The 22,088-nt window shown below is 58.1% G+C and carries 21 protein-coding genes and 1 pseudogene; 13 read left to right on the top strand and 9 right to left on the bottom strand.

Annotated features, from left to right (window positions below):
• From ACEK02_RS01170 to ACEK02_RS01145, 6 genes and pseudogenes are all read right to left on the bottom strand, one after another.
• Positions 1-1,120 (bottom strand): annotated as a pseudogene (locus ACEK02_RS01170) (IS3 family transposase); the annotation flags it as partial.
• 182 nt (positions 1,121-1,302) lie between these two features.
• Positions 1,303-2,379: a Bug family tripartite tricarboxylate transporter substrate binding protein gene (locus ACEK02_RS01165; RefSeq protein ID WP_371419983.1), complete on the bottom strand. Its 1,077-nt coding sequence runs from the start codon at positions 2,377-2,379 to the stop codon at positions 1,303-1,305.
• 15 nt (positions 2,380-2,394) lie between these two features.
• Positions 2,395-3,396 carry a PdxA family protein gene (locus ACEK02_RS01160; protein WP_371419982.1) on the bottom strand — a complete coding sequence of 334 codons (1,002 nt, stop codon included), beginning with the start codon at positions 3,394-3,396 and terminating at the stop codon, positions 2,395-2,397.
• Between the two features lie 55 nt (positions 3,397-3,451).
• The gene (locus ACEK02_RS01155) at positions 3,452-4,531 is read right to left on the bottom strand and encodes a 2Fe-2S iron-sulfur cluster-binding protein (protein ID WP_371419981.1); all 1,080 of its coding nucleotides are present in this window, start codon (positions 4,529-4,531) and stop codon (positions 3,452-3,454) included.
• A gap of 14 nt (positions 4,532-4,545) precedes the next feature.
• Positions 4,546-5,031 (bottom strand): aromatic-ring-hydroxylating dioxygenase subunit beta, encoded by a 486-nt coding sequence (locus ACEK02_RS01150; protein WP_371419980.1) that lies wholly within the window; start codon positions 5,029-5,031, stop codon positions 4,546-4,548.
• Complete coding sequence (locus ACEK02_RS01145) at positions 5,028-6,290, bottom strand: Rieske 2Fe-2S domain-containing protein (RefSeq protein ID WP_371419979.1); 1,263 nt, start codon at positions 6,288-6,290, stop codon at positions 5,028-5,030. Before ACEK02_RS01145 ends, ACEK02_RS01150 begins: the two co-directional genes overlap by 4 nt.
• Before the next feature lie 197 nt (positions 6,291-6,487).
• Here ACEK02_RS01145 and ACEK02_RS01140 point away from each other — a divergent pair, with 197 nt between their 5' ends.
• The 8 genes from ACEK02_RS01140 to ACEK02_RS01105 all read left to right on the top strand — a co-directional run bounded on the left by ACEK02_RS01140 (position 6,488) and on the right by ACEK02_RS01105 (position 13,981).
• Positions 6,488-7,060 (top strand): NADPH-dependent FMN reductase, encoded by a 573-nt coding sequence (locus ACEK02_RS01140; protein WP_371419978.1) that lies wholly within the window; start codon positions 6,488-6,490, stop codon positions 7,058-7,060.
• A gap of 129 nt (positions 7,061-7,189) precedes the next feature.
• Positions 7,190-8,413 (top strand): NAD(P)/FAD-dependent oxidoreductase, encoded by a 1,224-nt coding sequence (locus tag ACEK02_RS01135; protein WP_371419977.1) that lies wholly within the window; start codon positions 7,190-7,192, stop codon positions 8,411-8,413.
• A 54-nt stretch (positions 8,414-8,467) separates the two neighbouring features.
• On the top strand, positions 8,468-9,169 hold the full coding sequence (pcaH, locus tag ACEK02_RS01130) for a protocatechuate 3,4-dioxygenase subunit beta (RefSeq protein WP_371419976.1): 702 nt from the start codon (positions 8,468-8,470) through the stop codon (positions 9,167-9,169).
• Entirely contained in the window at positions 9,169-9,756 is a 588-nt protein-coding gene (pcaG, locus tag ACEK02_RS01125) for a protocatechuate 3,4-dioxygenase subunit alpha (RefSeq protein WP_371419975.1), read from the top strand. Before pcaH ends, pcaG begins: the two co-directional genes overlap by 1 nt.
• Before the next feature lie 354 nt (positions 9,757-10,110).
• A complete protein-coding gene (locus ACEK02_RS01120) occupies positions 10,111-11,364 on the top strand; it encodes a cytochrome P450 (protein WP_371419974.1) in 1,254 nt (417 codons plus the stop codon).
• Positions 11,364-11,684 carry a 2Fe-2S iron-sulfur cluster-binding protein gene (locus ACEK02_RS01115; RefSeq protein WP_371419973.1) on the top strand — a complete coding sequence of 107 codons (321 nt, stop codon included), beginning with the start codon at positions 11,364-11,366 and terminating at the stop codon, positions 11,682-11,684. The genes ACEK02_RS01120 and ACEK02_RS01115 overlap by 1 nt, the downstream gene beginning before the upstream one ends.
• An 81-nt stretch (positions 11,685-11,765) precedes the next feature.
• Complete coding sequence (locus ACEK02_RS01110) at positions 11,766-12,530, top strand: SDR family NAD(P)-dependent oxidoreductase (protein ID WP_371419972.1); 765 nt, start codon at positions 11,766-11,768, stop codon at positions 12,528-12,530.
• Complete coding sequence (locus ACEK02_RS01105) at positions 12,527-13,981, top strand: NAD-dependent succinate-semialdehyde dehydrogenase (RefSeq protein ID WP_371419971.1); 1,455 nt, start codon at positions 12,527-12,529, stop codon at positions 13,979-13,981. Before ACEK02_RS01110 ends, ACEK02_RS01105 begins: the two co-directional genes overlap by 4 nt.
• 12 nt (positions 13,982-13,993) lie before the next feature.
• On the opposite strand, the gene ACEK02_RS01100 is transcribed toward ACEK02_RS01105, so the two are convergent.
• Positions 13,994-14,989: an IclR family transcriptional regulator C-terminal domain-containing protein gene (locus ACEK02_RS01100; RefSeq protein WP_371419970.1), complete on the bottom strand. Its 996-nt coding sequence runs from the start codon at positions 14,987-14,989 to the stop codon at positions 13,994-13,996.
• Between the two features lie 32 nt (positions 14,990-15,021).
• Here ACEK02_RS01100 and ACEK02_RS01095 point away from each other — a divergent pair, with 32 nt between their 5' ends.
• From ACEK02_RS01095 to ACEK02_RS01075, 5 genes are all read left to right on the top strand, one after another.
• Complete coding sequence (locus ACEK02_RS01095) at positions 15,022-15,894, top strand: branched-chain amino acid ABC transporter permease (RefSeq protein ID WP_371419969.1); 873 nt, start codon at positions 15,022-15,024, stop codon at positions 15,892-15,894.
• Positions 15,887-16,921: a branched-chain amino acid ABC transporter permease gene (locus tag ACEK02_RS01090; RefSeq protein WP_371419968.1), complete on the top strand. Its 1,035-nt coding sequence runs from the start codon at positions 15,887-15,889 to the stop codon at positions 16,919-16,921. Before ACEK02_RS01095 ends, ACEK02_RS01090 begins: the two co-directional genes overlap by 8 nt.
• Positions 16,918-17,745, top strand: a complete 828-nt coding sequence (locus tag ACEK02_RS01085; RefSeq protein ID WP_371419967.1) for an ABC transporter ATP-binding protein — start codon at positions 16,918-16,920, stop codon at positions 17,743-17,745. Before ACEK02_RS01090 ends, ACEK02_RS01085 begins: the two co-directional genes overlap by 4 nt.
• Positions 17,742-18,560 carry an ABC transporter ATP-binding protein gene (locus ACEK02_RS01080; RefSeq protein ID WP_371419966.1) on the top strand — a complete coding sequence of 273 codons (819 nt, stop codon included), beginning with the start codon at positions 17,742-17,744 and terminating at the stop codon, positions 18,558-18,560. Before ACEK02_RS01085 ends, ACEK02_RS01080 begins: the two co-directional genes overlap by 4 nt.
• A gap of 109 nt (positions 18,561-18,669) precedes the next feature.
• The gene (locus tag ACEK02_RS01075) at positions 18,670-19,833 is read left to right on the top strand and encodes an ABC transporter substrate-binding protein (RefSeq protein ID WP_371419965.1); all 1,164 of its coding nucleotides are present in this window, start codon (positions 18,670-18,672) and stop codon (positions 19,831-19,833) included.
• Between the two features lie 676 nt (positions 19,834-20,509).
• Here the strand turns inward: ACEK02_RS01075 and ACEK02_RS01070 are convergent.
• Together ACEK02_RS01070 and ACEK02_RS01065 are read right to left on the bottom strand one after the other, a co-directional pair.
• The gene (locus ACEK02_RS01070; RefSeq protein ID WP_371419964.1) at positions 20,510-21,235 is read right to left on the bottom strand and encodes an SOS response-associated peptidase; all 726 of its coding nucleotides are present in this window, start codon (positions 21,233-21,235) and stop codon (positions 20,510-20,512) included.
• Complete coding sequence (locus ACEK02_RS01065) at positions 21,228-21,908, bottom strand: hypothetical protein (RefSeq protein WP_371419963.1); 681 nt, start codon at positions 21,906-21,908, stop codon at positions 21,228-21,230. Before ACEK02_RS01065 ends, ACEK02_RS01070 begins: the two co-directional genes overlap by 8 nt.
• Between the last annotated feature and the right edge of the window lie 180 nt (positions 21,909-22,088).

Raw genomic sequence — 22,088 nt, 5'->3', positions numbered from 1 at the left:
GTCTGGTGCCAGCGCTCGATCTTGCCTTGGGTCTGGGGGTGATACGGCGCGCCGCGCACATGCTGCATGTCCTTGCCCTTGAGCCATGTGGCCAGATCGTCCGCGACGTAACTTGATCCGTTGTCGCTCAGAAGCCGCGGCCGCTGTTTTATATTGATGTGGTCGAGGCCTGAGGCGACAAGCGCCTGATCGAGCGCGGCCGTGACGTCGGAGGCGCACATGGTTGGGCCCAGCCTCCAGGCCACGATGTAACGCGAGAAGTCGTCAAGCACCGTCGACAGATAATACCATCCCCAGCCGGTGATCTTGAGGTAGGTGAAGTCGGTCTGCCAGAGCTGGTTGATGGCGGTGGTCTTGTCCTTGAACTCGTTCGCCGCCTTGATCACCACATAGGCCGGGCTGGTGATGAGATCGTGCGCCTTCAGCAGCCGATAGACCGAAGCCTCCGAGACGAAGTACTTTCGCTCGTCGGTGAAGCGCACCGCCAGCTCCCGCGGCGACAACTCCGGGACCTCCAGCGCCAGATCGATGATCTGGCGACGGACGTCATCGGGGATACGATTCCAGACGCGGTCCGGTCGGGAACGGTGGTCAGCCAGCGCTTCAGGCCCTCCGGCACGGTAGCGGTCATACCATCGGTAAAACGTGGCGCGCGGAATGCCGAGCTTGTCCAGCGTACGCTTCGCCGGCAGATGCGATTGCTCGACCAGCTCGATGATCTCTGTCTTCTCGGATGCAGCGTATCTCATGCGCCGTCCTCCCCATCCCCGCTCAGACTTTTTTTGAGCAGGCGGTTTTCCAGGGTGAGATCGGCCACGACCTCCTTCAAGGCAGTGGCCTCCCGCCGAAGGTCCTTCACCTCGCCGGAGGTGGCGGCGCGGGCGGTGTCCCCGGCCAGCCGGCGCTTGCCGGCCTCCAGGAACTCCTTCGACCAGCCATAATACATCGAGGCGGCGATGCCTTCGCGGCGGCAAAGCTCCGAGATGCTTTCCTCTCCGCGCAGCCCTTCCAGCACGATGCGGATCTTCTCTTCCGCCGAGTACTGCCGGCGTGTCTGACGCCGAATGTCCTTCAACACTCGTTCTGCCGGCGCTTTCTCCGGCCCGGATTTCTGTTTCATCTGCGCTCCTTGCGGCTACGATGAACCAGAAATCCTCCCTCCGGGAAGTCCCTCAATTTGTCTCATGGGCGCTGACGGGGAACAGGTTATGGCCACCGGGTGCTGATCGAATATCGCGGCGCTGCGGGTACCTATGACCTCAAGTGTTTAGGTGCCCGCTAAGACGGAGATCGGCTATCACATCATTCGATTGTGATCTGCGACGACTTGATTATGTTGCCCCATCGCTCGCGTTCACCCTCGATGAACGCAGCAGTGGACTTGATTTCCATCGGGGCCACCTGAACGCCCAAGGTCTCAAAACGGGATTTGACGTCGGGCTCGCGCAGTATTTCGGTGACAGCCGCATTGAGCTTGTCGAGCGTCGTTTGTGGTGTGTCTTTCGGTGCCATCAACGCGAACCATGTTACGGAGGAGAAGTCCGGGACGCCGGATTCTTTCACGGTTGTGACATTTGGCAGCAGGGGGCTGCGTTCGAGACTGCAGACCCCAAGAATTCGTAGTTTTTCTCCCTGCTGAAGATTGAGCGACGAGCCAAGATTGTCGAAGAAAATGTCAACCGTACCCACCATAATGTCTTGCAGGGCGGGCGCCGTGCCCCGATAGGGTACGTGAGTCATTCGTGTCTGCGTGAGAGCCTGAAACAGCATCGCAGTCAGGTGCGACGTCGAGCCGTTGCCCTGGGAAGCGAAAGTCACCTTTTCGGGATTGGCCTTGGCGTAGTCGATCAGTTCGCGGATGGTTTTCGCGGGAAAGTCGTTTCTCACGTCGACGACGTTCGGCGAAGTACCAAGAAGCGTAACCGGCATCAAATCGCTCGGCCGAAAGGTAAGCTTTTTGTAAAGGCCCTCGTTGATCGCGATGGGGCCGGGCGGGCTCGCCAGCAGGGTGTAACCGTCGGGTGGGCTGCTTGTGACGAAGTCAGCGCCGATATTGCCGCCCGCACCGGTTTTGTTTTCGATGATGACCGGCTGTCCCCATTTCTGACGGAGCTTTTCCGCGACGATCCGGGGCAAGGCATCGGCTGTTCCGCCGGCAGGAAACGGCACAATGATCTTGATGGCGCGAGACGGATAATTGGCCTCGTCGGCGGCCGGGACAGTCGAAGAAAAAAGGATTGCGCCTAACGCCACGAACAACGGTAGTCGTATCAACGAGCTTAGCATCGCCATTGTAGTTTCTCCCCATTGAAGGTTCAGTTTCGCCTGTTCGGCTTTTTCTGATTTTATAAGAGACGCTGCGCCTTCGCGCGTCGACATGCTGTTTGTTTCGGCTTAGTGAGGCGCGGCGGCATCTGCGGTCTGGTTGCTGATCAGCCGCAGGGTGCGAAGCACGGCTGTCGCCTCTGCTTTGCCCTGACCCGCGATATCGAAGGCGCTTCCATGTCCGACGCTCGAGAAAAGTATATCCGATCCGACCGAAAGCGCAGACGCGTTCCGTCCTGCTAGAAGCTTGACGGGAATGTGGCCCTGGTCGTGATAGATAGCGACGAAGCCGTCGATATCCTTCCGTGTCAGCAGAAGATCCGCGCCGATCGGGCCTTCGACGAGCATGCCGGCGTCGCGCATCCGCTTGACAGCGGGGACAGTGATACGATCGTCGTCATCGCCGAAAAGACCGTTCTCTCCGGCATGAGGATTGATGCCGAAGACTCCGATCCGCGGATTTGCAATGCCGAGCCTCTGCAGCGTCGTCGCGCACGCAGCTCCAGCCTGTTCAATCAGTTCTGGACTCAGCCGCGCCAGCGCGTCGTGCAGCCGTTCGTGAAGCGTTGCGTGCAGGATTTTCAACCCGCCTCCGACCAGCATCATAAAAACGCTATTCTCTTCGCTATGCGTCAGCCGGGCAATCAGTCCCGGATAACCGGAAAACGGTATTCCCGCCTTGTTGACTGCGGTTTCGTTGTGCGGACAGCCGACGATTGCGTCCGCCGCGCCGGATCGCACCAGTTCAATCGCAGCCGCGACATAATCCACCGTGGCCTGACCGGCAGCAGCGTTGACCTCTCCGGGCTTGAAATGATCGGGCGGAAGCGACTTTACGGGATGCCAGAAAATCGCGGGACGTTCCTGGGGCGATATATCCCCATGAAGTAACAACGGGACGTTCGACGCATGGCGTTCGGCGTAATGACGGATGACGTGATCGTCGCCAACCAGAATAACCCTTGGTCCCGGTTTTCCGACGAGCGTGTTCGCGGCCTTGACTGCGATCTCCGGTCCAATGCCGTTCGGATCTCCGATGGCCAAAGCGATCGTATTGACAGTTTCACTCATGAGAACCGTTCTGCGTTGTAGGGCAAATATGTCGCTTGAGCCGCTGCGGTAGAGATCAGGCGACCGTCTTGGTATTCGCGTCGCCGTCGCCGGAGGGGACGAACGCGTCGCTGAAGAAGGAATCGTCATTCAGCCCGGACTCCGCGCTGAAATCGCGATGCGCCGATTCAATCATGATGGGAGCGCCACAAGCATAGACTTCCAGCCCGGACATATCGGGATAGTCGGTCTGCACGGCTCGGTGAACGAAACCCGTTCGTCCGTTCCATTGCGAAGAAGGATTGGAAACCACCGGCGTAAAACGAAACCAGGCGTGCGTTTCCACCCACTTGCTCGCCAATCCCGCCATATAAATGTCAGTTTCGGTATTCGCGCCCCAGTACAGGTGAAGCGGTCTTGTCGATCCGAGCTTGATGTTGTTCTCGATGATCGATTTCATCGGGGCGAAACCGGTGCCTGTTGCGATCAGGATCGCCGGACGATCCGGTACGTCGCTCAAGGTGAACTCGCCATAGGGGAGTTCGATATCCAGCGTGCTTGTTTTATCGAGATGCGCCAGAATATCTTCTGAAAACTTGCCGCCTGGAACGTGGCGGATGTGGAGTTCCACCTCGTCACTCTTATGCGGCGAATTCGCCATCGAATAGTTCCGGGAATCCCCGTCTGCCATCAAAACACGGAGATACTGGCCCGCGCTAAAAATAGCTCGCCGGCCAATTGGCAATCTGAGATTGATCACCGCGACATCGGGGGCTGGCCGTTGGATCTTTCGGACCTTGACTGTGAAGACCTTGCGCTCGATAATCTCTGCCGTCCTGATCCGGATAGGCGAAATCTCAAGGTCACTTTGCGGGCGCGCCTGGCACAGCAGCACTCCGCTCATCGGCCCCGTGCAGATGCCCTGACCTCGCACCGCCGCTTGACCTGATACGAGATCGCCGGCGCACGACGAGCACACGCCCTTGCGACACGAATAGGGAATCGCATAGCCCGCGCGCTCCGTGGCATCGAGCACGGTTTCGTCTGGCGCGCAGTCGAAGGCGATGGCTTTCTCAGCGATAGTTATTCGAAAATTCAACACAGCCTCCCGATACTGTTTTCTTTGAGGCAGCGAATCCCCGATGCCGCGCGTCACCAAGCCCTGAAAAATTAGAGAGGGAAGCCCAGCAGGGTATCGACGTAACCGCTGTCGAGAACCACGATGCGTTTGACGAGCTTGGGCTCGTCGTCCGTCAGCCGGTAGCGATCGATATAGCGCCCGGTGGCAAAAAGATCCGTGGGGCCTTCGCGGGTGATACGCGCCACCATGAAGGAGGTTTCGGAATCGAGTTCGTCGCCGTCAACATCGGTGATGTAAGGAAGCCCAAGAAGATGACGATAGGAATGGCGCTCGTAGACGTTGGCCTCAAGCAGCGAAAGAATGCGGTCGCGCAGCATGTTCTTGCTGTCCATCCACATCAGTCCGGCTTCGAGGTTCTGAGCGAAGTTATCCGCGGTCGTCACCTTGTAGAAGCAATCGTCGACAAAGAAGTCCGGCCATGCGGTGCAATCGCCGTCATCGATCTCCCGGGCGTAACGCGCCTGCACCATGGAAATCAGCGCCACGAGACGTTGGCGCTCGCTCATACCAATCATACGTCCATCCTCAACCGGTACTCACTCCAGAAGCCGCGAATAGCCGCTTCCGTGATGCGATCGTCGCTGCTCTCGGTGGAATAACCGCCCATTGCCAGTACAGCCTGCTCGTCGGGCGAGCCGGCTGTTCCGCGCTGGACGAAGCCGCCGATGCATCCATCTTCCATCGACACATAGCCGCCAGGTCCCACCAGGTTCGACTGCTTCATTCGTGTTTTACGCTGCTCGGGCGTATCGTCGTCAAAGCCGAAATACGTCCATTTGAGATGCATGCTGTCCGTTCCGCGCGGCAGAATCGTGCGAACGGCAAGGGCGTTCTGAATTTGTTGAAGCACAAAATTCGGAAACACGGACAAAATCTGAAGGGTGATGTCGTCCTTGAATTCCTTGAAGTTGCCGAGCAACGAGTTGTCCGAGAGCTTCAGATCCGACTGAGAGCGAATGCTCTGCTCGGAATAGACATCCTTGGCTTTGGCAGCTTCGGTTTCGCGATCGATTTCCGAAAAGCTGACATGCGAGCCGCCATTTTCATTGACGATTATGCCACCGCGCTGGGACAGACGGTTCAGCTCGAAGGTCGTGAAGAACGTATGCAGGATACTGGCGTGATAGCTGTCCTTGGTGTTCTCGACATAGAGCTTCCAGTTGTTAGGCAAAATCTGCGTGAACCGGCCAAGCACCACCGGCTTGCGTCCGTCCAGGACTCGGGCGATCCGGCTGACGATTTCCGGGCCCAGATAGTCCTCAATGTCGTCCACGTTTTCGTCGAAGCTGCCGAACACGAGTCCATACAGCACTGCAACCCGAAGCTTTCGCGGGCCCTGATTGGACATGCAAAAATCTTTGGCGATCCCGCCCTTTCCGCCGATGCCGTCCTTGAATGCAACGCCGATCAGATCGCCTTGAAGGTTATGAGTCCATGCGTGATAGACGCAGGTGAAGTCCTTTACGTTGCCGCGATCCTCGAGAGCGAGGAGTGAGCCGCGATGCGAGCAGCGATTTTCGAAAGCATAGAGTTCGCCATCGCGGTCGCGGGTGACGATGACCGGCGTTTCGCCGACGTGCACTGCAACAAAATCGCCCGCGCTCGGTAGTTCGACTTCTAAACAGAGGAAGTTCCAGGTCGGGCCATTGAAGAGCTTTTGCTTCTCGCGTTCGAAAAGCTCTTTGTCCTTAAACAGCCAATAGGGGATACGCCGAACCCCTTCTTCCTGGGTCCATTCAGATTGTTCCGACTCGAAGCGAGCATGCTCGTTCATCTCAGGAATCCTCAAGAAAAGTTTGTACGATATTCGAACGTCGGTCGATATTCGGATTTTGTTTACAAGGACGCAGCTTTAGTGTCAAGGTTTCTGGCCGTTCTCACGCTTGAATAGACGGGTGATCCGCGTGAGTTTGTGCAAAGGTTCAGTGCCGGATTCGGTGCCAATATTCTTCCCTGTCGCGAGGACCAATCGTGAAAAAATTACTTTTTCTTTCAGGTACCAGTCATGTCGGCTCCGTTAACTGGAGGCTGGCGAGCGCTGCGGCCGCGATCACGAAGCAGTTCTTCGGAGATCGGATTGATCCCGTGACTCTCGACCTCATGCACTTCGATCTTCCGAGTTTCGAGGGCGCATCGGAAAACGATCAGCCGGAGGACGCCGTGCGTTTAAAGGCGGTGTTCGACGGCGTCGCCGGCATCTTCATGAGTTCAGACGAATATACCGGCACTTATTCAGCCGTTCTGAGAAACGGGATTGGCTGGTTGCGCCTGAGCGATCCGAATTTGCGTACGCCTTTCGACGGCACGCAGGTGGCGCTATGCGGATCATCCGGGCGTGGCGCGGGCGGATTGCGCGGGCAGCCGGCGCTTCAGCAATTGCTCAATGAACTTGGTGCGATCGTTATTCCTCAGCACCTTGAAATGGGAACTGCGGAAAGTCCGTTCGACGCGAGCGGCGCGCTGCGGCCCAAGGCGCAAAAGCAGCTTCTGGAAGGTTGCCTCGGAAAGCTTTGTGGAAACATACTCGCAGTGCCTGCCGCATAGGTTGCGTGCATCTCGCGCATTGCTGGAAAGTGAGTCTGCTTTCGCTGGCTAGTTGACAAGTCAACCTCGCACCCTATGCTACATTCGAACAACGTTCGTATATCGAACGGAATCTGATGACGGTTTAACATGGATAAAAACGGCGTTGTCATCGTTGGAGCGTGTCAGGCCGGCTTTCAGGTGGCTTGTTCCCTGCGCAGCGGTGGTTACGCGGAGCCCATCATTCTTCTCGGGGCGGAGTCCTATGCCCCTTACCAGCGCCCGCCCTTGTCAAAGGCATTCCTCAAGAACGAGAGCGAAGCTGCCGGTCTCGCCTTCCGCCAAGCCGCGTTTTACGCGGATCAGCGTATCGAGTTTGTCGGGTCTGCTGTTGTTTCGGAAATCGATCTGACACGGCGGGTTGCGAATACGCGTGGTGGAGCCGGTTATAAGTTCGATCAGATCGTGCTGGCGACCGGTGCGCGCGCGCGGAAGTTGCCGGTGCCGGGCGGCGATCTCGATGCCGTTATCACGTTGCGCAGTCTGGACGATGCGATCGCGCTTAATAAGCGTCTTGCGACCTCGACGAATATCGTGATCGTCGGTGGCGGCTTTATCGGTCTTGAAGTTGCCGCTACCGCGGCATCGCTGGGGCGCAAGGTCACCATTCTTGAGGAGCGTGGACGGCTCATGGGACGGGCAGTGGCTCCGGCGATCTCGGAGTTTTTCCTGCAGGTTCACCGCAGCAAGGGCATCACCGTGCTGTTGAACTCGCGCGCCGCATCGATTGAACAAGTTGATGGTCGCGTCGTCGCAGTACAGACCGCCGATGGTCAACGCATTCCGGCGGATTTGATCATCGTGGGCGTTGGCGTGGAGGCGCGGCAGGAATTAGCCGAAGCCGCAGGGCTCGCGACGGACCGCGGAATCGTGGTGGATGACTGCGGCCGTGCCTCGTTGGACGGCGTCTATGCCGCAGGCGACAATACGCGCCACCCTCATCCATTCGGCGTTGCCGATACGTCGGTGATCGAGTCGGTTCAGAATGCCGTCGATCAGGCAAAGTCGGTGGCGGGTGCTATCCTGGGGCAAAGCATCCCCCATGGCGCCGTCCCCTGGTTCTGGTCCGATCAGGGTGACGTCAAACTTCAGATCGCCGGCTTGTCCGGTCCTGGGGACGAGATCGTTATGCGCGGAAACCCGGAGGAGGGTCGCTTCTCTGCGATGCACTTTCGGCAGGGACGCCTTGTTGCGATCGACAGCGTTAATTCACCGGCCGATCACACGGCGGGGCGCAAACTCATCGCGCAGCATGTTCGGATATCGCCCGCCGCACTCACCGATGTTCAGCAGCCGCTTAAAAGTTTCCTGTGAAGCCGGACGTCGAATTCAACAACTGAAAATCGCCTACGAACAAGGATTAGAGCGATGGCCCTGATTTATCCGGTCAACAGCAGCGCGGTGCATCCGGCCCGGCTGTCCCCCGATTACAAGAGCAGCGTGAAGCGCACACCGCAGAAGCCGCTGGTGCTCATCCGCCAGACGCTGTCCGAATTGACCGGTCCGGTTTACGGGCAGGATGCGGTTCGGCCGAACGATCATGATCTTACGTTGCAGCATAAGGGTGAGCCGCTCGGCGAACGGATCATCGTGCACGGGCATGTGCGCGATGAAGACGGGCGTTCGGTCCCTCATACGTTGCTCGAGATCTGGCAGGCGAACGCCGCCGGTCGATACGTTCATGTGGCAGATCAGCATCCGGCGCCGCTCGATCCAAATTTTACCGGCGCGGGCCGAGCGATGACTGACGCATCGGGATACTACAAATTCGTTACGATCAAGCCGGGCGCCTATCCTTGGGGCAATCATCCCAATGCCTGGCGGCCCGCGCATATTCACTTTTCGCTGTTCGGTTCCGCGTTTGTGTCGCGTCTCGTGACGCAAATGTATTTTCCGAACGATCCGTTATTCGCTTTTGATCCCATTTTCCATGCAGTAACGGATGAAAGGGCTCGCCTGCGAATGATCTCCAACTTTGATCTTGAAAGCACCCAGCCGGGATGGGCACTCGCTTATCGTTTCGACATTGTGCTGCGGGGCCGCGACGCCACTCCGTTGGATAACCATTAATGTCCACGATCACGCCCTCGCAGACGGTTGGTCCTTTTTTCGCTTACGGCCTCACGCCGAAAGGTAATTACGCCTGGAACGACATAGCTGACAACGATCTTGTCACCCCTGAGTTGTTGGATAGCCGGATAGAAATCACGGGCACGCTTTGCGACGGCGACGGCGTCCCCATCTCTGACGGCATGGTGGAGATTTGGCAGGCAGACGGGCGCGGGCGTTTTCCCAGCGCGAAAGGCGCTGACGGCGGCTTATCGAACTCAGTGTTCAGGGGTTTCGGTCGTTGCCCCACTGGCCCGGATGGAAGTTTCACGTTCAGCACTGTGAAGCCTGGTGCGACGGAGGATTCGAACGGTGGCCGTCAGGCGCCTCATATCCTGATTGCAGTGTTCGCGCGCGGCTTGCTCACGCACGTTTTCACGCGCCTCTACTTCGAAGACGAGCCGGCCAATGCCGCAGATCCCGTGCTCCAACGTGTTCCGGCAGAACGTCGCGCGACATTGATCGCGAAGCGCCATGCCGATGGAGCTGGCTACCGGTTCGACATTCACCTTCAGGGTGATCGCGAAACGGTTTTCTTCGATTTTTGACAGCGAGTGTATAAAGCTGCGCGTGGCTTACTGTAGCCACGCGCGGTTGTGTTTGAGCCAGGCAGTCGCTGAGGCTGCTCCAAAATCCCGCTGTTACAAGCTTTTGGATGCGCGTTTCCGCGGGTCGTATGTCCGTGCATGCGGAGTCTCGGGCGCAGGCGTTGACTAAAAAACGACAGATCGATATAACAGAACGTATATCGTCCAACGTTCGTATAGCGAACGAATTAAGCGAGGCAGGATTACTGCCCACGTGCCGGAAGGTCCGGGACTTCCATCGGGACGCTTCTCGATGACCCGAAGGCGAGAGTCGCCACCTGACACCGGCGTGTTCAAAGAAGGATGGATGAACCGATGTCGCAGGTTAGTTTTGAGGAAATCGGCAAGCAAAAGCCCGGTCATACACCCCGGGGTGTGCCGGTGGTCGCGTTTGATCCTTACTCTGATGAGGTGATGTCGAACCCTTATCCGTACTATCAGGAATTGAGGGAGGCTGGTCCGCTTGTGTGGATGCAGCGGTACGGGACTTATGCGGTCGGCAGTTACAGTTCGGTCGTCCGTGTTCTGACCGACCACGCCTCCTTCTGTTCGAGTGCCGGCGTTGGTCTCACCAATTTCCATACCGAGACGCCATGGCGGAAACCGAGCATTATTCTCGAAGTTGATCCGCCGGATCATTCCCGCACTCGCAAGGTATTTTCTCGCATCCTTTCGCCGCGATCGCTGAACAAGCTTCGCGAACGGTTTGAACAGGAAGCGGAGGCGATCGTATCGCGCGTGGTCGCAAAGGGCGTTTGCGATGGGGTCAAGGATCTCGCCGAGGCCTATCCGCTGAAAGTGTTTGCCGACGCTGTCGGGCTCCCTCCGGATGGCCGCGAGCACCTGCTGCCGTATGGCGATATGGTGTTCAACGCCTTCGGTCCCCAAAATGATCGATTCCGTGAGTGTCTTGCTCGGCTCGGTCCGTCGATCGAATGGATCAACGAAGTTTGTCAACGCAAGAACTTGAGGGAAGATAGCTTCGGGGCTGAGCTTTACGCTGCAGCGGATGCCGGAGAGATCACCCATGAAGAAGCCGGCATGCTGGTGCGGACGATGTTGTCCGCTGGTCTCGACACCACGATCTTCACGATCGGAAATGCACTCGCCTGTTTTGCCCGCAATCCTGATCAATGGGCGATCGTTCGCGATAATCCTGCCATCGCCCGACAGGCGATCGAGGAGGTGTTGCGTTATGACAGCACCTTCCATTCGTTCTATCGCACGGCCACGCGTCCCGTGACCCTGGAAGGGATGCAAATCGAGAAGAATCAGAAAATCCTCGTCTTTGTTGCTTCGGCGAACCGTGACACCAGTCATTGGGCCGGTGCGGATACCTTCGACGTGCATCGCAAGCCCGCCGCCAACGTCGCGTTCGGGACCGGCATTCACGGTTGCGCCGGCCAGATGATCGCGCGGCTGGAGGCCGAGATTGTGCTCAAGGCGTTGGCCGCGCAGGTCGAGCGTATTGAACTACTCGGTGCGCCCGAACTGCACTTCAACAACACGGTTCGCGGTTATGCATCGTTGCCGCTTCGCTTTGTAGCCAAACAAGATAAGGGTGATTGATGTCGACGATTGTTTATGTCGAGCCGGGCGGTCAACGGACAACTATTGAGGTCGAACCGGGCGCGAACGTGATGCGGACCGCCGTCGGTCATGGCGTCGCCGGGATCGTTGCCGAGTGCGGCGGTGCGGCCATGTGTGCGACATGTCATGTCTATGTCGAAGACGGAGCTGATCTGCTTCCGCCGCTAGGCGAAGTCGAGGACGAGATGCTGGAAAGCGCTCTTGCGGAGCGGTTGAGCAACAGCCGCTTGAGTTGCCAACTGAATGTCACAAGCAACATCGACGTCCTCGTCGTCCGCGTTGCCGACCAGCAATCCTAGTCATTCATCCGCCGGATGAATGGCCTGCGCCTTCGACCGCATTCGCCGAGCCGCGGCCCGAGATTGTTTTAAGGAGATCCTATGTCTAAGAATGAGAAACGTAGCCGTGTTGCAATCGTAACCGGCGGAGCAAGCGGGATTGGGCTCGTACTAAGCCAGGCACTGGCCGAAAATGGCTACTCGGTCGTGATCGCCGACATGCAGAATGCCGAAACGGCTGCAAAGAAGCTTCAGGCTGGCGGTCTGAACGTCGTCGGCGTCAAGGCCGACGTCACCAGCGTCGAAGATACCGCTAACATGGTGGCTGTCGCGACCAAAACGTATGGCGGGCTCGATGTGCTCGTCAATAACGCGGGTATATTCACATCGCTGACCCTGAAGCCGTTCGATCAGATATCGCCGGCGGAATGGATGAAGGTGATGGAAGTCAACACGCTGGGACCATTTCTCTGCGCCAAGGCGGCGTTGCCTGCCCTGCGCGCGCGCGGCGGCGGGCGCATCGTGAACATTGCATCCACCTCGCAGCTGAAGGGTGCTCCTTTCATGCTGCACTATACCTCCAGCAAGGGGGCGGTTGTCGGCTTTACGCGCTCGCTTGCACGCGAGCTTGGCAGCGAAGGAATCACGGTCAATTCGATAGCGCCTGGCTTTACCCTGAGTACTGGCGTGCTCGCGGCGGGGATGGAAGAGAAAATGGGTGAGGTTGTCAGGCGCACCGGGCGGTCGATTCAGCGTGACCAGACTCCGGAAGATCTTGTCGGCGCACTTCTGTTCTTTTCGGGAGAGGGCTCCGATTTCATCACCGGACAGACCTTGGCCGTCGACGGCGGGAGTGCATTTCTATGAACGCGCATCAGCCGATGCCCTATACCGCACTGTCGATGTATATCGACGGGCAGTTTATCGGCCAGGATGCTCGTTCCGGCGAGTCTGTCCTCAATCCGGCCGACGACACGATCCTCGGTCACTTGCCGCATGCCACCAAAGAGGATCTCGACCACGCGCTCGACGCGGCTTCGCGGGCGTTCGAGCAGTGGCGTTGGACCTCTCCGCTCGAACGCAGCCGCATTCTTCGGCGTGTCGCCGACTTGATCCGTGAGAGGGCGGATGAAATTGCCCGCGATCTTACGCGGGACCAAGGCAAGCCATTCGCTGAAGCCCGCAACGAAGTATATTCCGCCGCCGATCACGCCGAATGGCATGCGGAAGAGGGGCGGCGAATTTACGGCCGGGTTGTGCCGCCGCGTTCGCCGAGTGTGCGTCAGACGGTGATCCGGCAGCCGGTGGGTGTTTGCGTTGCGTTTTCGCCCTGGAACTTTCCGTTCAACCAAACCTTGCGAAAGATATCTGCCGCGCTTGCATCGGGATGCACTCTCATCATCAAGCCCGCGGAAGATGCGCCGAGCGCAGCAGTTACCCTCGCGCGGCTTTTCCATGAAGCCGGTCTTCCTCCGGGATGCCTAAACGTGGTGTGGGGCGTTCCAGCCGAAATTTCCGATTACCTGATCCGTTCGCCGATCGTCAAAAAAATCTCGTTTACCGGCTCGACTCCGGTCGGCAAACAGCTTGCGGCCTTGGCTGGTGCTCATATGAAACGCGTGACGATGGAGCTTGGCGGTCACTCGCCGGTGCTGGTGTTCGATGATGCCGATATTCCGCTCGCCGCGGCGCTGCTTGCGCGGCTGAAGGGATTGAACGCAGGCCAAGTGTGCATGGCGCCCAGCCGGTTCTATGTCCACGAAGCAGTGCGGGACGAATTCACGGATGCGTTCACAAAAGCATTTTCCTCTCAGGTGCTGGGCGACGGCCTTGACGCCGCGACCACGATGGGCCCGCTGGCGCACAAGCGGCGTGTGGGTGCGATGGAGCAACTCGTCGCGGACGCGCGCAATCGCGGTGCAAGCATCGTGACCGGCGGGAAAACGTTGTCTCGTCCCGGAAACTTCTTTCCGCCCACGGTGCTTCTCAATACGCCGGACGATGCGCGCGTCATGCAGGAGGAGCCGTTCGGCCCTGTCGTGCCGATCACGCGTTTCCGCGAGACCGATGAGGTGCTGGCGCGCGCCAATGCGTTGCCGTATGGGCTCGCGTCTTTCGTATTCACCCGTTCACTGAAGACGTCTCACTATGTCTCAACGCGCCTCGAAGCTGGCATGGTCAGCGTCAACCACTTCGGTATCGCGCTCCCGGAAACGCCTCTGGGTGGCGTGAAGGATAGCGGCATTGGCAGCGAAGGCGGAAGTGAGACGTTCGATGCCTACGTGACCACGAAGTTCATCTCAGAGGAGACGGCTTAACGGTCGTGCCCCTCACTTGCCGGCGCGGACATTGGCGGGCTGATAGCGGCTGCCGAAACATCGCTCCTCGAGCCGCGCCGCGCAATCGAGTGCGACACTGAGAAACTGCGTCGAGAAAATCTTGCGGCTGACGCGCGCGGAATAGGCGCTGACACTGAGCGCGGCAACGATCTTGCCATTCGTGTCGTGAACGGGCACCGCCAGCGCGCGCATCCCGAGTTCGAGTTCTTCGTCGCTGATCGCGAAACCTGAGGCCTGGCTGCTCTTGATTTCCCGGATGATCAGCGTTGGTTTTACGATCGTTTTGGGCGTTCGTTGAACGAATGTCTTGTCGCCGATGACTGCGCGGATGCCTTCATCGTCAAGTCCTCCAAGGAGCACGCGCCCCGTGGCGGAGCAATAGGCCGGAAGCCGCGCGCCGAGTCGAACGCCGGTCGAGACGATATGCTCGGCCTCGGCTCGCGCTATGAACAGCGTATTATCTCCTTCGAGCACGGCGAGCGACACCGATTCGTTCAGTTTGTCGCGGCCGTCAGCGAGAATCTGCGCGCTGGTCTCGATGAGTTTGTCGCGAAGGTTTCCGGGTTGGCCGAGATTACGCAGTCTTTGTAGCGGCCGGAATTCGCGCCCCACGCGTTCCACATAGCCAAGCGCGACAAGCGTCAAAAGACACCGCCGTGCCGCGGCGCGCGTTGACTGCGCGGCGCGCGCAGCATCTGCGGCACTTTGTACACCGTGCGACGAAAGCGCTTCGATGATGGCTAAACCTTTTGCAAGTCCTCCCATACCTTCGGCAGGACGTTGCGATTCCGATTTTACCTGCTTCACATGGCGCTTGACAGGCATTCGAAATATGTCTCTATGTTTAAAAAAACAATCATACGTTCGATATACGAACACTGTATTTCTGTCAAGGGGGCGGGAATGACTTTTGATTTTGATACTCGTGATGTGTGGGCAGTCTTCGCTGCTTGCCGGTCCACGCCCTCCGCTTTTATCAACGCTCACTGATTGTTCATTGAGAGCAGTCCGGAAGAATCATGCAACTCCTGGTCAATATCATTGTGCTTGCGACGATCTACGCGCTGATCGCGAGTGGTTACGTCCTTGTTTATCGGACGAGCCGGGTTCTCAATCTGGCGCATGGCGAAATGATGATGCTCGGCAGCTATCTGTTGATTGCGGTCGCCTCCGGCATTTCGTCGTCGCCTGTCGTTGCGCTTTCCGGCGCGGCATTACTTAGTGCGCTTGTCGGCTTTCTTGTTTACGTCGTGCTGATCCAGCGCATGACTGGACAAGCCGTGCTGGCTGCGGTGTTGGCTACGATCGCGCTGGGTGTGATGTTGCGCGGTCTCGTTATCCTGATCTGGTCGACGCAGCAGCAGTATCCGGCCAGGATGATCGGTCTTTCCAACAATTCGATCGAGCTTTTCGCAAATGCGCGTATCTCGACATTCTCGCTGACGCTCGTTGTCGTCACTGTCTTGATCTACCTGGCGCTGTTCGCAGGCCTTTATCTCACCCAGTGGGGCATACGGACACGGGCCGTCGGCCAGAACCCGCTTCTTGCTGCCCAGCGCGGGATTAACCTCAACGCAATCTATGCGTTGACGTGGGGAGTCTCCACGTTCACGGGAGCCGCTGCCGGAATCCTGATCTCGCTGGACTCCGGTCTCGACGGCACCATGACCATGATTGGGCTGAAGGCGTTTCCGGCGGCGCTGGTCGGCGGTCTCGATAGCCTCGTTGGTGCGTTGATCGGATCGCTTCTCATCGCGGCCATCGAGGTTGTGCTGATTCAAACCGCCGACCCTTTGCTGTCCGATGTCGTGCCGTTTCTGGTGCTGATTGTCGTACTCGCGATCCGTCCATGGGGTCTTCTCGGAACTCGGGAGGCACTCGATCGTGTTTGATTCAACCGCCGCACGGCCTGATGTTTTGCGATGGGCGCGGGGTGCCGTCCTTGCCGCAGTCGCGATCGCATTTCCGCTCTTCGCCACGCCATTTCTAATCGATCTTGCCTGTCAGGTCTTTCTCGCCTGTATCGGCGCGCTGTCCTTGATGATCCTGACCGGATTTGCCGGGCAGGTTTCGCTGGGCCATGCGGGACTAATCGCAGCCGGTGCCTTCACGACGGGAATTCTCACGAAGGAGCTAAACGCTCCGGTTTTCCTGACTATTCCGGCAGCCGCCGTGATCGGCATGGTGCTCGGGCTGGTGTTCGGCTTGCCGAGTCTTCGCTTGCGGGGACTCTATCTCGCCGTGAGTACTCTCGCGCTTTATTTCATCGTGATTTACCTAGGCGGCGAATACGAAACCAAGCGCGGTTTTTCGACCGGCATCCTGATCGAGCCCCCATCGATATTCGGCTATCGCCTGACCGACGGCCGGGGATGGTATGTCGTTCTGCTGGTCGCCACAGCATTTGTGTTTTGGCTGGTGTTTAATCTTCTCCGCGGCCGCACCGGTCGTGCCTGGGGCGCAATGCATGTCAACGAAACGGTTGCGGCGGCTCTCGGGATTAATGTCCCCCGCGCCAAGTTGATGGCGTTTGTGATCTCGTCGGCGATTACTGCGGTCGGCGGTGCGCTGTTTGCGTCGTATCGCGGATTCGTATCGGTGGATGCTTTCCCGCTGATGCTTTCGGTTCAGTACATCGCGATGATTATTGTTGGAGGCATGGGATCGTTAATGGGCGCGATCCTTGGCGCGGTGTTCCTCACCGTGCTGCCTTATGCCATCGAAGCTTTCGTCATGCTGCTGCCTGGAGCCAGCGGTCACGCAAATCAGGTGTTCGCCGTCAATTACACCGCGTTCGGCCTGGTGATGATCATTTTTCTTGTGCTCGAGCCCGGAGGTCTTGTTGCAATCGGGCGGCGCATTCGCGCTCGGTTGCCGAAGGCGCGAATTCGGGCACAGGCCGTGGAGAAAACCCTATGAGCACCGGTAAAGCGATGCTCCTCTCGGTTGAGCATGTCGATGTGATCTATCAACGCGCGATCGCGGCGCTTCACGGTCTTTCACTGGAAGTCAGGGAAGGCCAGATCACGGCGCTCCTTGGAGCCAATGGGGCAGGAAAAACCACAACGCTGCGCGCAATTTCCGGTTTCATTGGGCTGGATAATGCGCGTGTGTCGCGTGGCAAAATTCGCTATCGCGGCCAATCCATCGAAAATTGGCGTCCGGACCAAGTGGCTCGCCTCGGAATTCGTCTCGTTCCGGAACGGGACAAAGTTTTTCCTAACCTCACGGTGCTGGAGAATCTTGAGGCGGTTGCCTCGCCAAATCTCTCCAAGGCAAAGAGATTGGAGCTTGTCGAACTTGTATTCGAAACCTTTCCGCGGCTCGTGACTCATTCCCGGAAATCCGCAGGGCTGCTCTCGGGGGGCGAGCGGCAGATGCTTGCGATCGGTGCCGCGGTCGTCTGCAAGCCGGACCTGTTGTTGATCGACGAGTTGTCGCTTGGGCTTGCGCCGGTCATCGTCGACGAGATTGCGACCCGCCTGGTTTCACTACGCCGCGAGATGAATCTGACAATTCTATTAGTCGAGCAGAGCGCGAGCGTCGCACTCAAGATCGCGGATTATGCCTACGTGCTGGAAAACGGGCGCGTGACGATTGCAGGCGCCGCGGCTGATCTCCGCGAAGATCCGTCGGTGCAAAATGCTTATCTCGGTCATAGTTCGTCTGGTGCAGAGCGCCGCAACTATCGGGACATTGCAATGGCGCGCGGCGCAATGATCGGCGGGAATCCATTCGCATGATCAATGGCAATGCCGACATTTCTATTCAGCATAAGGATGTCGTGGTATCCGGCGACATCGCGCTTTTCGTTGAGAACGTTGTGCTTGCCTTCGGAGGCTTAACGGTTCTCAACGGAATATCTCTCAATGTGCGCATGGGAGAACTTCTCGCGCTGATCGGTCCGAATGGAGCGGGCAAGACCAGCGTGTTGAATTGCATCAGCGGCCTTTACCGACCGTCTTCGGGCAGCATCCGCGTGGGCGCCACTGATATCACCGGCTTTAGGCCGGACCGCGTGGCGCGGCTTGGCGTTTCCCGTACTTTTCAGCACGGGGAGCTGTTTCCCCAAATGAGCGTGATCGACAATCTTCTGACCGCTCGGCATGCGCGTATCCATACCGCCGCTCTTTCGGAGATATTCCGGACTCGTGCTGCGCGGCGCGAGGAAGATCGGCATCGCGCTCATGTCGAAAGTGTCTTGAAGTTCGTCGAACTCGAACGCCATCGCGATGCAATCGCAGGTGCTCTCTCTTTTGGTCAGCAAAAGATTGTAGGTTTTGCGCGTGCGCTCGCCACCGAACCCTCGGTGCTTCTGCTCGATGAGCCCTCAGCGGGACTGTCGCGAGACGACCGTGAGGGGCTGGCGTATCTGATCCTCAAGAGCAAGTCGTCGCTGGGATTGCCCGTGATCTGGATCGAGCACGACATGGAAATGGTGTCCGATCTCGCGGACCGAATCCATGTTCTCGATTATGGCCGCTCGCTTGCCGATGGCGCGCCGCGCGATGTGCTCGAAAACCGCGAAGTTATCAAAGCCTATCTCGGGGAAGCGTGAATTCAGAATCATGCCATCCCATCCAACTCATGTCGCTTACCAGGCTGCCGAGAATGTCGCCGACGCAATGAAGCAGAAGCCATAAACAGGATATCAGGAGGATTTGGAAATGCGGTTGGTTCGAATTGGAATCGTTTCAGCGGGACTTGCTCTTATCGGAGCAACGGCGCACGCTCAGGAAGCTTATATCGTCGGAATGAGCGCGGCACTGACGGGGCCCGGCGCAAGCACTGTGGCGGGCGCTGCCGAAGGATTGCGGCTCTATATTGATCGCCTTAACAAGGCGGGAGGAGTCAACGGTCGCCAGATTACGCTGATCGTACAGGATGACCAGGGTGAACCATCAAAGGCTGCCGCTAACGCAAAAAAGCTGCTGACCCAGGATAATGTGTCGCTGCTCATCAATACCAGCCTCTCCTCGACGTTCGCCCCCATGATTTCCGAAGCGCAACGCGCTGGCGTTCCGTTGCTGTTTGCGGGCTCCGTCTGCCCTTCGGAAGTTTTTCCGCCGGCCAACGAATTCTTGTTCTGCACGACATCATTCTCGGCGGCTCATGACGCACGCGGCACCGTCGACTTCATCAAGGAAAAGTCAGGAAGCAAGATCAATATCGGTCTTGCCGCCATGGCCATCCCGGTATCTCGACTCGGCATCGACGCCGCCGAGAAATTTTCTACGGAAGCCGGCATGACGGTGATCGGCAAAGAAAATATCCCGCCGGCCACGGCTGATTACACGCCGTTCGCCACGAAGATTATCCAGGGTAATCCTGATTGGGTGTATTGCTGGGCACCCTGGATTACGGAAATTAAAACATTTGGCGCATTGCGCAAGCTTGGTTGGAAGGGCGGCTACGCGCTCAACGTGCTCCCCGAGACCGAAGCGGAACTTGCTCAGATCAAGGACGGCGAATTGTATGCGATGGGCGCCAACGCGATGTTCTTCGAGAATCTCCCCGTTCAGAACGAGATATCGAAGTCCGCGAAGGATGCGGCTTCGACCTACAAGCCGGAGCAGATGTCGGACGGCTGGATCGGGGGCATGACGATCGAGACGACGTTAAAGGCGGCAGGGTGGCCCACGACATCATCGAAGTTGAAGGAAGTGATGTCGACATTAAAGGTCGATACGAAGGGGCTGCGCGGCGGGCCGATCGAGTGGACCAAGGATAACCACTTCCGGACGAAGCAGTACTATCGGGTATATCGTTGGGATACGGCCAAGAATGCGATCCAGATCGTATCCGACTGGAAGGGATACGAAATCAAGTAACCGGACAGCAGATAGCGAGACAAAGACAGGCGTCAGGGCCTCGCCCTGGCGCCTTTCTATTTAAGGATTGAGTAACCGGCCGGAGCGGCTTCCCATACTCGGGATCGCAACTTGCGGGATGTGAGCAATTCGGTGGCCTGTTGCAGCTCACCTCTGCCTGCGAATCCGGCGTCTCAATCCCGGTCGCACAAATTTCTCTCCGGATTAAGCGATTTGTAAGTGCGGTGCGTAACGCCGCGTGACCCGGGAAAGGCCTGTGAGCTTATTCAGTTTGTTGACATGACAACATGCGCGTGACAACCTTTTGGACAGGAGCAGCGACGCGTTTCCATTTTGAGAAATGCCCTGACCGGAACAGCGTTGGCGATGCTGACCTGGTTCGGCGCCGAACAGACTGACGTCGGTCGTGAGTGACTACTGAACTTGAACCAAAATAACGAGCCGTCTGAAGCGGCCACGCGAGTTCTAAGGGAGGATGCAATGAGTGTAGCAGTGGGTCATGAATCTCGGCCGACCGTTGATGTCGATCCGTTCTCAATTGGTTATCTGAACGATCCCTACCCGGAGCACGAGCGGATGCGCCGGGCCGGACCGGTCGTCCGCTTCAAGAACTATGATGCGGCGTCACATGCCCTCCGTTCGTTGTCTATCGGTCGACCTGGCAATTGGGACCCCCTTAAGAAATCGATGGAGCGCTATCTCCTTTCAGACCGCGGGCCACGACTTTGAGAGCGCCGCCCGGAAGCGGCCGCTGTAACCTCAGGGCCTCGTCTGGGGGCGCATTCAACCAAGTCTCCACTTCATTCATGGTCGTTAGGATCGCGGGCATCGCTTTCGGATGGATGGCGCCGACCTCGGTGTTAGGCTCTGTCGTGAGAAACGCGAATAGGTCATTGGTGGTCTCACCCTCCTTGACCTTCCGCACGGATGTCCAGTTCGTGCAGATGCCGGCGAACCACGCGAGGGGACGAGAGTCATCAAGTGCAAACCAGATGTCGCCGCCCTCGATCTTGTTAAATTCGCTGAACGAGTTGAACGGTACGACGCAGCGGTTCTCGACTCCCAGCCATCGTGTCCAGTGTTTGCTCCCCACGTTGCGGATGTTGGTAGTCCCGCCATCCGGCTCCATTCGCAGCAACTGGGCGAAATCGACGGGCTTGCCCTTCGCCTCCAGCTTCACGGCGCGCTTCTTTGTCGCCTGCATCAACGCGAGCTGTGACGATGGCATGCCCCAACGGGCCATGATGATTTCACGGCCGTCAGGTGAATTGCGCACGATAGGCGCAGGATAGTCAGGAAAGATGCCGGGCATCGACGGTAGGTTACCGACGCGGTTGTTAAGGGCATTGAACAGGCGCCTGATCGCTTCGACGTTGGTCGTCATCGAATAAAGGTTACACACGAAAGTTCCTCGCGGCTTTCGCCTCGGGGCTATCGACCCTGATGTTGAACAACTCAGGGTTCGCTTGCACCTCCTTGTGAAGCGTGTGGTAGACGGCGTGATAGACTTCGTTCAACAACTCATTCGTCTCGATAAGCAGGGCTCCGAGGAGAGTGACGCCCTCGTCGAAGACGGTCTGGATGAAGTGCATCGGCGGTTCACCGTCGCGCAGTGGAACGTCGAACGCCTCCGTCGTCATGCGCATCATCTCGCTGTCCGAGTGCGCCATAATCGTGTTCCGCATCTCGAGGAGCCGTTCGTGCAGCGCCTGCCTTTCGGCGGTCAGCTTGAGGCCGATCATCTTCATTGTGAGCGGCGTCATTGCCCCTCGCGATTGAGTGAACGGTCGTGTGTAGGCGACGACGAGCGTCGTTTCATAGCATCGGAAGCGGCGGAGCTCGATCTTGGAATAGGCATTCGCCTCGTCGCACTCGTACAGAAAGCCGCAGGCACTTAAGGCTTGCTGCAGATCGTTCAACGAATACAGCAATCGCCGCCTGCGACGTTCGGCGTACAGGGTTACTTTATCTTGGTCGGTCGATTGTAGGGACATCGTGGATTGACCTTCCCAGTCCGATTGCGGGGAGACCTTAGCGCGACCGAAAGGCAAGATGAAGCAGCCGCCGCCGAACACTTCGTGGTCTTGGTACCGCCGCGGTCAGCGCCAGCGGCCAGCGAATCGTGTACGAGGGTGGCCGTGCGCGCTCGATGGCCGCTTGGTTTGGTGTCTTTAAGCGATTTCGGACGCCCTCCACGTGTCGCGTGTCATTCGGCCTGCAATATTGACCCCGTAAGCCGGGGGATCGGCGTCCAA

Origin of the sequence: Tardiphaga sp., assembly GCF_041424195.1 — a bacterium.
In the GTDB taxonomy this organism is placed as follows: Bacteria; Pseudomonadota; Alphaproteobacteria; order Rhizobiales; family Xanthobacteraceae; genus Tardiphaga.
Note: the sequence above shows the minus strand (reverse complement) of the source record. Positions and strands in the feature narration are given on the sequence as shown.

Bases quoted from the DNA above. Each gene is read 5' to 3' on its own strand.
- ACEK02_RS01150 (WP_371419980.1), bottom strand. From the start codon at position 5,031: ATGATTGGTATGAGCGAGCGCCAACGTCTCGTGGCGCTGATTTCCATG.
- ACEK02_RS01075 (WP_371419965.1), top strand. From the start codon at position 18,670: ATGCGGTTGGTTCGAATTGGAATCGTTTCAGCGGGACTTGCTCTTATC.
- ACEK02_RS01120 (WP_371419974.1), top strand. From the start codon at position 10,111: ATGTCGCAGGTTAGTTTTGAGGAAATCGGCAAGCAAAAGCCCGGTCAT.
- ACEK02_RS01160 (WP_371419982.1), bottom strand. From the start codon at position 3,396: ATGAGTGAAACTGTCAATACGATCGCTTTGGCCATCGGAGATCCGAAC.
- ACEK02_RS01080 (WP_371419966.1), top strand. From the start codon at position 17,742: ATGATCAATGGCAATGCCGACATTTCTATTCAGCATAAGGATGTCGTG.
- ACEK02_RS01085 (WP_371419967.1), top strand. From the start codon at position 16,918: ATGAGCACCGGTAAAGCGATGCTCCTCTCGGTTGAGCATGTCGATGTG.
- ACEK02_RS01135 (WP_371419977.1), top strand. From the start codon at position 7,190: ATGGATAAAAACGGCGTTGTCATCGTTGGAGCGTGTCAGGCCGGCTTT.
- ACEK02_RS01095 (WP_371419969.1), top strand. From the start codon at position 15,022: ATGCAACTCCTGGTCAATATCATTGTGCTTGCGACGATCTACGCGCTG.
- ACEK02_RS01105 (WP_371419971.1), top strand. From the start codon at position 12,527: ATGAACGCGCATCAGCCGATGCCCTATACCGCACTGTCGATGTATATC.
- ACEK02_RS01165 (WP_371419983.1), bottom strand. From the start codon at position 2,379: ATGTCGACGCGCGAAGGCGCAGCGTCTCTTATAAAATCAGAAAAAGCC.
- ACEK02_RS01110 (WP_371419972.1), top strand. From the start codon at position 11,766: ATGTCTAAGAATGAGAAACGTAGCCGTGTTGCAATCGTAACCGGCGGA.
- ACEK02_RS01145 (WP_371419979.1), bottom strand. From the start codon at position 6,290: ATGAACGAGCATGCTCGCTTCGAGTCGGAACAATCTGAATGGACCCAG.
- pcaH (WP_371419976.1), top strand. From the start codon at position 8,468: ATGGCCCTGATTTATCCGGTCAACAGCAGCGCGGTGCATCCGGCCCGG.
- ACEK02_RS01115 (WP_371419973.1), top strand. From the start codon at position 11,364: ATGTCGACGATTGTTTATGTCGAGCCGGGCGGTCAACGGACAACTATT.
- pcaG (WP_371419975.1), top strand. From the start codon at position 9,169: ATGTCCACGATCACGCCCTCGCAGACGGTTGGTCCTTTTTTCGCTTAC.